Annotated in this window: 14 protein-coding genes; 3 read left to right on the top strand and 11 right to left on the bottom strand. The window is 67.3% G+C overall.

All coding sequences use genetic code 11. The annotated features are described in order from the left end of the window. Positions 1-260: 260 nt before the first annotated feature. On the top strand, positions 261-857 hold the full coding sequence (locus AC1VL8_RS03785; protein WP_483074206.1) for a hypothetical protein: 597 nt from the start codon (positions 261-263) through the stop codon (positions 855-857). Positions 858-1,256: 399 nt separating this feature from the next. Here AC1VL8_RS03785 and AC1VL8_RS03780 read toward each other — a convergent pair whose 3' ends face one another. The 6 genes from AC1VL8_RS03780 to AC1VL8_RS03755 form a co-directional block, all read right to left on the bottom strand. After that, positions 1,257-1,700, bottom strand: coding sequence for a hypothetical protein (locus AC1VL8_RS03780; protein ID WP_483074205.1), 444 nt, complete (start codon positions 1,698-1,700; stop codon positions 1,257-1,259). Beyond that, the gene (locus AC1VL8_RS03775; protein WP_483074204.1) at positions 1,693-2,145 is read right to left on the bottom strand and encodes an ImmA/IrrE family metallo-endopeptidase; all 453 of its coding nucleotides are present in this window, start codon (positions 2,143-2,145) and stop codon (positions 1,693-1,695) included. Before AC1VL8_RS03775 ends, AC1VL8_RS03780 begins: the two co-directional genes overlap by 8 nt. Positions 2,146-2,310: 165 nt before the next feature. Beyond that, complete coding sequence (locus AC1VL8_RS03770; RefSeq protein ID WP_483074203.1) at positions 2,311-2,733, bottom strand: ASCH domain-containing protein; 423 nt, start codon at positions 2,731-2,733, stop codon at positions 2,311-2,313. Further along, a complete protein-coding gene (locus AC1VL8_RS03765; protein ID WP_483074202.1) occupies positions 2,733-4,250 on the bottom strand; it encodes a PIN domain-containing protein in 1,518 nt (505 codons plus the stop codon). Before AC1VL8_RS03765 ends, AC1VL8_RS03770 begins: the two co-directional genes overlap by 1 nt. A 122-nt stretch (positions 4,251-4,372) precedes the next feature. Continuing rightward, positions 4,373-5,407: a hypothetical protein gene (locus AC1VL8_RS03760; RefSeq protein WP_483074201.1), complete on the bottom strand. Its 1,035-nt coding sequence runs from the start codon at positions 5,405-5,407 to the stop codon at positions 4,373-4,375. Next, entirely contained in the window at positions 5,361-6,269 is a 909-nt protein-coding gene (locus tag AC1VL8_RS03755; RefSeq protein ID WP_483076181.1) for a GNAT family N-acetyltransferase, read from the bottom strand. The genes AC1VL8_RS03760 and AC1VL8_RS03755 overlap by 47 nt, the downstream gene beginning before the upstream one ends. 459 nt (positions 6,270-6,728) lie before the next feature. On the opposite strand from AC1VL8_RS03755, the gene AC1VL8_RS03750 reads away from it, so the two are divergent. Both AC1VL8_RS03750 and AC1VL8_RS03745 read left to right on the top strand, forming a co-directional pair. Then, positions 6,729-6,956, top strand: a complete 228-nt coding sequence (locus tag AC1VL8_RS03750) for a hypothetical protein (protein WP_483074200.1) — start codon at positions 6,729-6,731, stop codon at positions 6,954-6,956. Between the two features lie 161 nt (positions 6,957-7,117). Beyond that, a complete protein-coding gene (locus AC1VL8_RS03745; RefSeq protein WP_483074199.1) occupies positions 7,118-7,684 on the top strand; it encodes a hypothetical protein in 567 nt (188 codons plus the stop codon). Between the two features lie 944 nt (positions 7,685-8,628). Here AC1VL8_RS03745 and AC1VL8_RS03740 read toward each other — a convergent pair. The 5 genes from AC1VL8_RS03740 to AC1VL8_RS03720 form a co-directional block, all read right to left on the bottom strand. Then, the gene (locus AC1VL8_RS03740) at positions 8,629-9,261 is read right to left on the bottom strand and encodes a hypothetical protein (protein ID WP_483074198.1); all 633 of its coding nucleotides are present in this window, start codon (positions 9,259-9,261) and stop codon (positions 8,629-8,631) included. Positions 9,262-9,472: 211 nt separating this feature from the next. Then, on the bottom strand, positions 9,473-10,381 hold the full coding sequence (locus AC1VL8_RS03735; protein ID WP_483074197.1) for a class I SAM-dependent methyltransferase: 909 nt from the start codon (positions 10,379-10,381) through the stop codon (positions 9,473-9,475). After that, entirely contained in the window at positions 10,378-11,091 is a 714-nt protein-coding gene (locus AC1VL8_RS03730) for an HAD family hydrolase (RefSeq protein ID WP_483074196.1), read from the bottom strand. Before AC1VL8_RS03730 ends, AC1VL8_RS03735 begins: the two co-directional genes overlap by 4 nt. Beyond that, entirely contained in the window at positions 11,088-12,251 is a 1,164-nt protein-coding gene (locus AC1VL8_RS03725) for a glycosyltransferase (protein WP_483074195.1), read from the bottom strand. Before AC1VL8_RS03725 ends, AC1VL8_RS03730 begins: the two co-directional genes overlap by 4 nt. Next, entirely contained in the window at positions 12,248-12,790 is a 543-nt protein-coding gene (locus AC1VL8_RS03720) for an NUDIX domain-containing protein (RefSeq protein ID WP_483074194.1), read from the bottom strand. The genes AC1VL8_RS03725 and AC1VL8_RS03720 overlap by 4 nt, the downstream gene beginning before the upstream one ends. Position 12,791 lies beyond the last annotated feature (1 nt).

Below are 12,791 nucleotides of genomic sequence, written 5' to 3'. Positions count from 1 at the left end.
AACGACCTGGGCGAGCGCGTCGTGGGTCGGCGCGCGGGGGAACGTCATCGGGAGGGTGCAAGCGCTCGAGCTCATCGGGTCCCACTAAGCCGTCGGGAGACGGTGGTGCTATGTCGCGAGCAACCTGCCAGCAGGTCGAGCCGAACTGCGAATCTAGGTCCGCGTGAGTGAACCACGGCCGAACTCGGCAAAGCGCCCGGGCACCCAGGTTCCGGTCGAAACGGCCACCCCGAGCACCTACTCAGGGCCAGACTGCAGGCATGACCCAGCCCGACGACTCCGCGCGCGCCGCTGAGGCGGCCGCGACGTTCCACCGCGCCCGGCTCGCGATGCAGCGGGCGCAAGGCCGCCTCCGCGACGCTGAGGAGGAGGTCTCCACCGCATTCGCCCTGGGCGGCCCGATCGACCTCGACCGGGCATGGTCGGCAGCGGTTGAGTGGACCGTCTGGGTCATCGCGATCGACGATGTCGTCACCAAGGCGCTCACCCGCGACGAGCGCGACCGCCTGGTGGCAGACGGAGCGCGGGACGCGCTCACCGGCATCGGCGGGCGCCTTGCTGGCCTGCGGTACCTGCGCAACCTGCACGCCCACCAGCTTGTCGACGCGCTGCAGGTCCTTCCCCGCGACGCCGCCGCCGGACGCCTCACCCCACGGCTCGCCTGGGCCGCGTTCGACGACCTCCCCGCCCCCGACAAGCTGGACAAGAAGCACGGACCAGGGCAACAGGATGCCTACCGAAAGAACCTCAGCGGGCAGTGGGTGGGACCCATCGTCCAGCGCATCAGCGTCGGCTACGCCTCCAAGACCTGGACCGACGCACTCGCTCGCCCGCGACCGAGCCACGGCGCCCGCTGACGGGGGTCACCTACGCCCCGGGGAACCCGGCGGCCCGCGCAACCCTGTTCCACTCGTCCAGGCGCTCGAGCAGCGCGTCACTCAGGGCGCGCGCCGTCGTCGAGTGCAGGTAGTGCTTCACGCCGTGCACAGTCACAGCGATGCACTCCTCGAGCACGAAGGCCCTGGAACCCTAGAGCCAGCAGCCGTCGTTGCGGTGAACCCGGCGGGCGCTCGGGGGACGTGGAGCGAGGCACCGTTCAGTCTGCGTGGTCCATGGTTGCGCGAACCTCGGAGATTACTGCTGCTGTGGTCCGCTGGAACTCGGCAGACCTCGCGGGGACCTCGCCGATCAGCGGGTGCAGCAGGGCGAGCGTGTGCGAGAGGTCGATCTCGGGCTTGAGGAGCCACTGGACGCGTTCACGTGTCGGCTGCATCGGTCGGCTTGGGGAACAGGTAGTTCGCGACTACGAACGCCAGCCCGATGACCTGGACAACGGTCGAGGAGAACCAAGCGATGAGCACCGCTGAGTCGAACTTGGCGCGATAGAAGGTCGTGAGTACCAAGTACGCGGCCATCAGCAGCGCGGTGGCGCACAGGGTGCCGATCATTGCCCACTTGATCGCGGCTCCGAATGACCACCGCAGCGCAGTCGTCTGACGACGGTCGTGGAGATCCGCAGCGAGCATCTCGATCGGGTGTTCCTGGCGCCGCTGGTTCATGCGAGCGAACACGCTGCGGTTGTCGTCGCGCGTGCGGTCCTTCGCCGCCTCGACACGCACGGACAGCGGAACGTCGGACGCCAGCTCGTCGACCGTGCTGCTCTCCAGTTGCGAGAGGTCCGGTTCCGAACTGTCAGACATCGAGACGCTTGCGGCGCATGCGAACGGCCGCGGGGCTCACCCCGAACTCGGCTGCGATCCGATAGTCGGATCCGTGCTCCTTGACCGCCGCCTTGAACTCCTTCTCCGGCATGAGCAGGCTGCCGGCGAACTCATCAGCGTAGTACTCGTGGAGGTCGTAGTTGCCTGGCTGACGAACTTCGACGAACGAGTAGTCCACGTCGCCGTTGCGCTTGCGCTCGAAGTAGTGACCGATCTCGTGCGCGCAGGTGAAGACCTGACGGGCGATGGCGTCGCTCTCCTCGATGAGGATCGTCACGTGGCCGCCTTCAGAGATGATCGCGCCGGACAGCTCAGGGCGCAGTTGCGTGACCTCGACGTCGAAGCCCAGCTTCTGCGCGATGGCGAAGGGGTCCCACAGGAAGGTTCGGCCCGCCGTGCTCCCGGAGTACCTTCGCGGCCTCAAGCCGTGCGGCCTCCTTAACCAGCATGTTCCACCTCCTGCCGTGAAGATCGCCTCTGTGTGTACAGCAGCAAAGTATGCCCTTATGTTCCGACCGATCTGACGGGCTTCCCCATCGACGCGCACGCGGGATCGCGAGCGACGGGCGGGGCAGGCTCGTCCGGACGATCAGGTGAGTTGGAGTTCCGCGTGCAGTCGGACCTGGGCGCTGGTGTAGGCACCATGAGGGTTGATGTGCAGGTAGCGGAAGCTCTGCGGGGCGGTGAGGCTCTCGTCAAGCTCGGTGAGGCGAAGCGGGCGCGCGAGGCTCCTTGCGTCCTTCACAAGGATCCCGACGGCCGTACGTGCCCCCCGGTAGTACGCCCGGTAGCCCGCGCGGCTGATTCCGGCGTGTGCTCGGTGTCGAGTCCAGACTGCGGTCGGGCTCGCGATGTCGTACCCGCCGACCTCGAACGCGCCGACGAGCCGCCCGACGGGCATCGTGGCGTAGATGAGCACGGTCGTGACGTCGGGAGCCAAGCTGCGCTTGCGGAACTCTACGAGCTTCGTTCCTGCGAGGATCGCGTCGGCGAACTGCGGCTTGATCGACATCACTGCGACGCGGCCAGCTGCTGGTGCACCCACGGTCGTCCTCCTTCTCGTACTTCGGTGATGCTCTGCGGAGGTCCGTTCAACACTCCCATGAGACGTAGGGTCCTGAGCGAGACCACAGGGTCGAGCAACCGGTCCTGACGGAAGACCATTGCGTGCAGCTCGCCGTGCTCCAGCTCCATCAGCGAGAGATCCAGCGGGGTGTACACGGTTCGCCTGCCGACGAACTGTTGGATCGTCCTGGAGTCGCTCGAGACATGCACATCCTCCACCACACCTACGACAGTCACCGCCTGCAGGTCATCGGACCTGTAGAACAGCAGCGTGTCGCCGGCACCGACGCGCCGTGAACGGGTGCCGCTGACGTACGCCTTGCGCAGAGCGTTCCCGTACGCGTGGCTACCGGTCCACAGCCCGAAGCCCATCTCGAAGTCCGGAAACAGTGCGTCGTGCCACACCGGAACCACCGGGACGATGAAGGTGCGGGCCGTCGGGTGGATGTACGGGGGGCCGTGCAGGCGGTGTGCCGCTAGCGGGTCGGTGACGGCCGGGTCGATTGGCCGCCGGTACTTCACCAGGACCAGCTCTTCGTCGTCCCCAGCGGGAGTGTTGGAGCGGGTGAACCCGAAGTCCTCCAGGAGTTCGATCAGCCTGTCTTGCTTGAGGTAGGTCGTGACGTAGACCGTGTCGTAGCTGCCGACGTGCAGCACCCCGAAGAGGGTCTTGAGCAGCAGCTCGCCGTACGCCCTTCCCAACGCGTGGGGTGCAACCTTGAACGTGCAGAGTTTCAGGACCTTCCCCGGCAGGTCGGTCGCTCCCGGTGGTTCGTCCTTGACGATCATGAGTGCGCCGTACGAACCGTCGTCGGCCGTGATCACCCACGCCGGACGTCCGGGAGCGAGTCGCACCCTCGCGAACCATGTGTCGAACCCGTCGTAGTCCTCGCGCAGGGACGCGAAGATCTCGTCGTGCGGGTCGAGGTTGTACGTCCTGAGCGGGGTGACCGCGGGTGGTGGGACGCTCGCGCGTGGCGTCAGCCGTTGCAGGAACGCGACTGCTTCGACGATGGTCAGCACGCGGTCGCCGAGGCCCGCGCGCACGCCGCGACGCCGCAGCCGAATATCCTGGGTGACGAGGAAGTCCACGGCCCCGACCCACACCGCGGACAGCATCTCTAGGTCGACGTCGTTGTTCGAGTGGCGTCCTGCAGGCGGCGCCGCTTCGCCGAGGACCGCTAGCAGGTCGGGCGGTGCGGGGATGGGGTCGAGGTGCTGGTACTTCCGTGCCAGGAGGTGGTTCGCTCGGCGGCGCTGCTGTTGGGGGTCCCGGTCGATGTCGTGCGCGGTACCCGCCGACAGGTAGAAGCCGTGATTGCCTTGCTGAGCCAGGCGTACGAGATCTGCGGCGTCGGGCAGGTCAGCTTGGAAGGACGGCGACGAGGGCTCCAGGGCGATGAACGCGTTGGTGTCCAGCAACAGCGCATACCGGGAGCTCTGGTGCACGTCGTCGGCACTCACAGGGGCAGCCTTGCGCGCACGAGCACTTGTCGGCACGGGACACGCCGGACGTGCCGCAGGGATAGGTGCCTGAGCGGTGATGGAGTTCCTGACGGTTCGCGTGAGGTGATCGACGGTAAGCTTCACGACGCAGGTCGCGTGCCGAGGTCGTAGATGGCTGCAAACAGTGATCGAGAGATGCGGCTAGGACCTCGCAGGTGCGCGATCTCGTGCGCACCGGGCAGTTCGCGCAGCTTCTCCAGGGGCACCTGTCGAGGCAGGCGCTCCGTGTCGACGAAGCGCATCGCGGATGCGAGCCCGGCCCGTCCGTGGCCTTTGAGGTCCTCGCGCCGGTAGACCCCGAGCCGTCGGTAGCGGCGGTAGAGCACGTCGGGGGAGGCGGTGTCGATCTCGACGAGCTGCGACACCGCGACGATCGAGCTGATCGGGTCTTTCCCGTCGTTGCTCGACGCGTACCAGGCGATACGCGCCGGCACAGCGGGGCTCGCTCGCGGCGAGCGGTAGTAGACGTGTTCGCGGCTCAAGCCGAGCAGATCGCTGTCGACCCAGAGGGTCTCGTCGAGGGCGAACAGCGGGCGTGCCCACCGGGGTTGGATCGGTACGAGGTAGCACGGGATGTCCGTGTCGAGGAACTTCGCGGGCCACAGGGTCCGTTCGAGCGCTGCCACTCGCTCAGACGTTGAGGCGTTGGCGATCGCGTCGCGCACGACGTGATGTAGTTCGTGCGCCGCAGGCAAGATCGTGACTGCTGATTCGCGGTCGCGAACGTCGAGCACGGCTGCCGCGAATCCTGACGGCACTGGAAGATAGCCGTCGGACTTCAGGTCGTGCTGCAGCGTCGACGGCAGCGCTGGGTCGCTCACCCGGATCGAGGTCAATCCGTGGCGGCGGGCATCCTGACGCAGCTGGAACGAGATCAGCCGCCCCAGGGTCGCTCCCGCCGGGGTGTCCACGGTGCGGAAGAACGGCACCTCGAGGGCGTTGGCGGCCTGGTCCGGTCGCCACGACCAGGCGGCGACGAGTTCCCCGGTTGGGGCGCGAACCCACCACCGTCGGGCGTCCGCGTCGCCGGCCACCTCCCGCAAGATGCGATGGTAAGTGTTCTTGTGCTCACCGGCTCTGTTGGCAAGGAACAGGTCTAGCTTCTCGTTCGGCACCGGCGCCGTACTGGCTGACCTGGTAGTTCGTACCGCGAAGCTCGACCGGTAGGTACCGAGCGCCGTTCGCGAGCTCGTCAAGGTGGAGGGTCAGCTCGGACGGGCGGATGACCCGGATCCCGAACGTGTTGTACGCATGGTCCGCGTACCGCTCGATGAGCTTGTCGTCTCTCGTCACGAACATCCGGGCTGAGCCCGCCGCTGCACTGATCAGGTGGTCACAGTCAGCGCGGTCCTTGTCAGGCACCAGGGGCACCGCGGCCCGCCATCGCTCCGCAGCAGCGTCGGCGTCCTGTGCGGAGTGTTCCAGCGTCGGGAACACGCTCAGTGTGTGCAGCTGGCGGTGACGTTCGCGCTCGTCGGTGTTCTGCAATGCCTCCTTCGCAGAGACTCTTGTGACCTTCAGGATGACGTGCTCAGGCAGCCACTCGTCGGTCAGCCACCGGGACTCCTCGGCACCTGGGCGGCCGGGGTCGAGCACGAGGTCGATGAAGATGTTGTGATCGATCGCGACGACGATGTCGTTGTCTGCCTCGGACATCGAGAACAAGTCCGGGAGGTGGTGCGAGAGCCACCAGTGCGTGAGGAGCGTCTGATCCTTGCCCCGGCCGACCCGCTCACCGGTCGGGACGAAACCGAGCGGGGGCCAGGTCGCCATTGCTGCGGTGTAGTCGCGTCGGCACCGCAACCCGATCCCGGTGACGTTCGGGTGCAACTCGCTGATACGTCGGACCAGCGACCGCGCCACCCCGGAACGGCGATGGTCGTCGGCGACGCACAGATGGATGAGTCGGACCCGCCCCCGCGCGACCGAGAACAGCGCGTATCCGGCAAGCGTTCCGTTGCTGTAGCTCGTGAGCAGACCGCCTTTGGCGGCAAGCTTCCGGAAACGCGCCGCGTGGCATCAGGCCGAGAGTTGCTTTGTTCTTGTCCGCCAACTCGATCACCGCGTCGAGCGTGGCCGTGTCCTCTGGAGCAACCAGCGCGAGCGCGTGAGAAGGAGATGAGGGCGGCATAGAAGATTCGTACCGCTGGTCAACCCGACGGTGCGTCCGCCAATCGGGTGCAGTGACAGCGGGGTCCTACTGCGGGCGCATGTGGCGGCGGAGGTGCCGAACATGCCTCCTCGAAGGGCACCGCGGTCGCATGCTTCGTTGACGGTTCGCCAGCCTGCACAGACGCCCTTGAGCCGTCATCTCTCCGACCCGTCAGAACCACGCGGACGCAAACGGGTGAGGACCGACCAAAGCCGCACAGACGTGACCGCTCCCTGCGATGCTGCGACGTACCGCCCCCACCGTGCGACCGAAAGCAGGCTGACGTGCGTTCCATCCCCGAGAAGACTCTCGAGCACTGGGCATCGCTCTATGCGGCGTACCGGTACCGCTCGTTCGCGGGGCTGTGGTGGCCCACCCAAGGGGAGGACATCGCGGTCGGTCGGCTTCCTGTCCGCGGACCGGGCAAAGTCTTCAATCTCGAGATCAAGACGACCGAGGCGAGCCGATCCGGGAAGGAGCATCAAGCCGAGATCCGGGTCTCGCAGCCTTGAAATATCTGGCGAGCCCTGTCCCGACGTACTACGTCTTCCCGGTACCGATGTGGCGTGGCTCGCTCGCTCCCGGCGCACCCAGCGGATGGCTGGGCGGCACGAACCCCACCGAGCTTGGATTCACCAGGTCCGGGACGCTGTGGTTCGGGCAATGGTGCGTCGTGATCCCGGACTACGAGCTGTACGCGCCGCTTGCTGTGAAGTACCCGCTCGGCACCGCGGTTTCGACGAAGGTGCAGGAGCCGCTGTTCACGATCGACGTCTCTGGGACCGTGCCCGTGATCACGATGGAGAAGCGGTACGCGGGGCTGACTCCTCCGCTCGTCGCGACGGGCATCGGGTCGCCGCCGTCGCCGTCCCCGTTCCTCGAGTGGCGCGAGTTCTGGGACGACATGGACGTTTGCGGCGGCCCTCGTGGGCTTCCTGCGCTCTTCGCGGTGCCCCGTGGCGGCGCGTCGGCGAAGTTGTCGCACAGTGAGCTCGTGTCCAAGATCGTCGCAAGCGTCGAGGGCGGAGACGGGGACGAGGTCACACCAGGTCCGATGGACTTCTACGCACCGATCGCCCGCTCCGCCGAGCTCGAGCAGCAGACGTACGCGGTGGTACCTACGGACGGTCCGGCCGTCGTCGAGCGGGAACCTCAGACCGCGGGGCACGAAGACACGAACCTGACGACGGTCTTCATCTCGGCGGACAGGATCGCCGCCGCTCGGGAGAGTCGGCCCTAGGCTCCACGCACGAAAGCGCCAGGCATCACGTCAAGCGGGTCACTGTACAGGTGAAGCTGCCTACTTACGCGGACGCGGCGAGCTTCGCGGCCTGTGGGCGCGGAGGATTCGCAAGAGCGTGCCCATCCTCGGCGCCGAGGATGGGCCGGTCCGGGAACGAGTGGAACGGCTGCAGCCGTTCCACGACCCCGTCACGCGTCCCGTCACTAGGCCCCGCGCTCGCCGCGCTGATGAACGTCAAACCCGAGCGGGCCCATCCACTCGAGCTCCTGCATGCGTGTTCGAATGCCGACAAGCATCGTTCAATCCGGGTCATGGCGGCGCGCGAGCTCGTGACCAAACTCGGGGAGCCGTACTTGCCGCAAGACCGATCGCTGCGCGAGATCCCCGTTGGCGCAGTCCTGGCGCAGGGCACTTGGGGGACGTTCATCCCCCTCAAATCGAGCGCAATGGTCGTTGTCGAGCGACCCGAGCCGTGGCGTGCGCCCGTCAGTCCAGCGACCGAGGTGCAACTCATTCGTGACTGGGTCTTGGGCAAGGCGCCACCAGTCCTCGTTGCCGGGTCGACGTCCGTTGCTCCTTCGCTGCCGGAGAGGGTATCGCTCGGTGACGACGGCAGAGACCTCCGCGCCCGGATCCACGACCCCCCAATGTGAGCCGGCCCGCGTCCGCTTACGCGTTCTGCACGAGCAGCGTTGGGCCGAGGCCGATTCGGCGCCTTGGTCTTTCCCCGAGGTCGTCGACGAAGAGTTTCCGGACTGACAGTCCGGCGCGGATCTGCGGAGAGTGGGTGCGTAGCGGCGCCTTCGTCCATGCCTTGATCGTCCGGCGGGGCGCCAGCTCAGGCGACGAGCACCGGAGATCGGCAGCGATCGTGTGACCCATCACGGGGAGGAACCTGTGGCGGACCGGCTGGCGTGCGAGAGCAGCGTTGCGCGTGTCGCCTACTGCAGATCCCGCTCGACGTCTTCGGCGAGGATCCAGGTCAACAGGTCCCGGCCGAACTGAGTCACTGGTGTTGGGGTGGGCACGAACATCAGGTCCAGAGCGATGCTCTCCACCGTTGCCGTGCTGCACCCTGTGCGGATGAGGGTAGCTCGGACGGGAATCGGCTCCGCTTCCCAGACCTTCTTGAGCGCCTCGGCGCGCTCGCTCCCTTCAGCCTGCTGATCTGCCGCGTTGAGCCGAGCAAGGGCACGCAAGTGTGGACCGTCGAGCTCGCGAAGCGCGGAGACGAAGAGCTGCGCCTCGTCCACCTTGGCGTCGTCCTTCATCGCTTGGGCCACAACGCGAGCGAGCATGCGCCTCTTCGCCGCGACACCGGTGTCGGCAGCGGCGCGTAGCGCCCAGCCGAACATGGCGTCGGTCTCCGGTCGATCCATCGCACGCCCGAAGGAGTCTTCGTCGATCTCGCTCTGCAGCTCGCCGATGAACTGCTCGGCTCTCCGCGCCTGACCGGCGTTCCACCTGTTGACGATGATCGGTAGCGCGTTCCCAGTCCACTTCGTGGTGGCCGCGGCGGCAGCCCGGAGCAGGGTCGCTCGCCACGGCTCGAGTGCAGAGCCGTCGGATTCCATACGTTGCAGGCTAGAGGCCCGCCTCCAGCGGGGCGCGCCAGCCTGCCGCGAGCATCCTGCGGCGACGATCATGAGGCTTCGTCGAACGTAAGGCCCCAGGGGACAATTCGTCCCGGGTCGTTTGCCGCCTGAGTGCGGTAGAGCCATTCCCCGAACCTCGATCAGCCACCACAGCCGTCGTCGCCGCGGTCACCGCAGCGTTCGGTGGACGCTATGCGTGCCTGAACACGAGCAGTCGATCCGGTACACCCCGGTGATCGCTAGGGGCCAACCACGGATGTGCGCGCTGAAGCATGGGCTCATCGGACTCGAGCTCGAACCCGTGTCGGGCGAGGACCGGTGCCAGCGGCTCATGACGACCATCGGCCTCCGTGCTCTGCAGCCGATCCGGATCGTTGGGCACGACGACCACGTGCTGCACGCCCGCGCGGGCGGCGAGCTCGATCCACGCATCCACTGCGGCGAGCGGCATCTCGGAGATCGAGTGCACAGCGACTGCGAGGTCTGCCGGCGGTGGGTTCTCGAAGTCGATCTCTGTCAACGATGCTGCCCGGACAACCGGGGGGAGCGTGCGGTAGTCGAGGTAGAACCGGCAGATAGCCGTCGAGAGGGGAACGCCATCGAGACACAGGTAGCTCTCGATGTCGACCCCCGCTTGGACCATGCGGTGGGCGAGCCTTCCATAACCGGCTCCGATGTCGAGGATGCGCCAGCGCGACCGCCCGAGCAGGCCGACCTTGTGGTCGAGGGCGTAGATCTCGGCGATCGAGTCCAGGAGGTCCCTGCTCACCAGGAGACCGTCGGGCGTCCGCGCGACGTGCGCACCGAAGGCGCCGTCTTCCGTGCAGCGGTGCAGGAGGTCGTGCGGGTCGTCCATGGCGAGGTGGTCGGCGAACGCGACGAGGCGCCTCTGCTCGGCCTCGGCCTCCGTGCGCTGCCAGACGTAGAGGCTGTCGTCGCGGAAGCGTTCCGTCTGGATCGCCTCGTCGACGTTCTCCTGAGTCCACAGGCGGGAGCGCCGTGAGGCCCCACCGTGATTGTGGTACTTGGTGCCGATGTCCCTTGCGTACGAGCGGATCATGGCGACGTCGCTCGGGTTGACGGTGTCGGGAGCGGTCACGAGGGGATCTCCTGTTCCGAGTGGTCCGCCATCTCGAAGTCACGGGTCGCGTCGACGAGGTTCAGGACGGCGGACAGGTGGGTGATGCGTCGTACGGGCAGTGCTCGGCTGCGGAGGTAGGGGTCGAAGGTGATGGCGGCTCCGTATCCGGCCTCGAGCGCGCCGAGGTAGTCGTTGACGACCGAGTCACCGACGTACCAGCAGTCGCCCGGCGGTGTGTGAAGGCGCTCGCTCATGGCACGGAAGGGCTCTGCGTCGGGCTTCGACAAGCCGATCTCGTGGGAGGAGACGTGCGCGTCGACGTGATCGATCAGCCCGAACCGCGTGAGCTCGTCGCTGAGCTCGCCGTCGTCGTTCGCGAGCACGCCGACGGCGAGCCCGCGCTCGTGGAGTGCGCGCAACGTGGGAACAGCGCCGATGTCGAGCTGGGTGTAGAGCGCGCCGCTGTGGGCGACTTCCCGGAGGACGTCTGGGGCGCGTGAATCGCGGATTCCCGAGATGAACGCCCAGATGTCGAAAAACGCATCTCGCGACGGGATGTCGCGCAGTCCGAAGCGTGACACGTCTCCGGTCCTGGACAACGTCGCTGCTAGGTCCACCTCGGGTGGGTAGATGACTCCGGCGCTGTCGAGCGCGTTGCGCAGCAGCCGGACGTCGGGATGCAACAAGGTGCCTCCGCAGTCGAACGCGACCGCGCGCGGACGCTTCATCGTGCGTCCCCAGCGCCAGCACCAGCAGCGTGCGTGTACCGGCGGAGCCACCCGGCGTTCTGCTCGGCCGGGCGGGCGACCTGCCTGGCCCGTTCGTTCAGCCGGGACCCGTCGGGGCGCACGGAGACGGCACGGGGGTGGTGCATGTGAGGCATCACGTGGTCGCCGTGTGCGGTGCGTCCGCGTCCGGAGGCGAAACGGTAGAACGCGTTGTCCTCGTCTCCCCACCCTTCGAATCGCTCGTCGTGACCGCCGATGTCCAGGTAGAAGCCCTTGCGCACCCCGATGCAGGCGCCGACGGAGCCCTCGATCGCGAACCCCCTGGCACGCGCGCCGTCGTAGCGGAACGCCGCACGGTGCTCCCGGGGGCGCTGCGCCGCCTCGAGAGTCCGACGCGTGGAGCACGGGTCCATCCAGATGACCCGCCGATGCGGCACCACGAGGTCCGCGTCCTCCAGGAGGTCCCAGACGGTCGTCAGAAGCCGCGCGTCGGTGAGCATATCGGCGTCCAGGACGCAGACCCGGTCGTGCATCGAGCGGAACACCCCGAGATTGACGGCCCATGCCTTGTTGAACGGCCCGTTGTTCACGGCAAGCAGATGGGTGTCGTACAGGTGGCGCGGGATGTCACGCAGCCGGGTGTCCGTGTCCTGCTCGACGACGGTGATCTCGACGTCGCCGGTGTGCGCCGAGGCGTCTCGTACCGCCCGCAAGCACGCCGCGAGGTTCCTGGTGCGGTCAGATGAGCTCGCTCGGAAAGGGACCACGACCGTCATCGGCCGGGAGATCGGGCTCTCGGGAGGGTCGCAGACCTCGAAGGCGCCGTCCTCCGAACCGTCACCCGGGGCGAGACGTGTGTAGACGTGCTCGTCGATGTCGCGCACCGAGGCAGTGAGGTCGGAGCCGTCGACAAGGATCTCGAGCTCGGCGACGAGCTCGTCCAGATGCTTCCGGTCGCCTTCCTCCGTCGCGGCGGCCGCCACGAGGCGCGCGATGTCGGCGTTCCGTGCGTCGGCGGGCCCGGCCTCGACGGCCCGCTGAAACCGCTCGCGATCCGCGGCCCACGCGTGGTCGTTCAGGTGCGGCGTCTGCTCGGCCAGCATGATGAGCGCCTCCGCGAGATGGGCTCCTGCGCTGGACGAGCCGAACTCCCCGCTCACGGTGTCTCCGAGTCATGCGTCGCGAGCGCCACGGCGGCGATGGTCACGGCGTCGGTGATCTCGCCGGACCCGACGAGCAACCAGAACTCGTCCTCGTGGACCCACCGGGTCGCGATGAGACCTTCCGAGGGTTCGGGCTCCGGCGACGTGTCACCTCCGTGATCGGCGACGTAGACCTCGCACGTTCCGTCGGAGTACCCGTACGCCTCGTGGAGCGTTCCGACGTGGCGCAGGTGGGCGGCGACGATGCCGGCCTCTTGGCGGACCTCGTCCTCCGCGACGACCGACAGCGGCGTTCCCGGTGCTCCCGAGCCTTGCGGTAGTTCCCAGCGTCGTGCCCGGACGGGATGGCGGAACACGCTGACGAGGCAGATGCGCTGGGCGCTATCGCGGGCGACGACCGCAGCGAACGGGGTGCGCTCCATGACGTAGTAATCACCCGTCGAGCTGTCAGGGAACCGGACCCGGTCCCTGCGGATGGTGAACCAGGGGGTCTGCAGCGCGAGGTCGCTGCCCAGAATGACGAACTCATCGCCCATG

The sequence above is a fragment of the Cellulomonas sp. KU4C genome, from assembly GCF_056868065.1.
The sequence above is the reverse complement of the archived record's forward strand: the minus strand, read 5'-3'. Positions and strand labels throughout refer to the sequence as shown.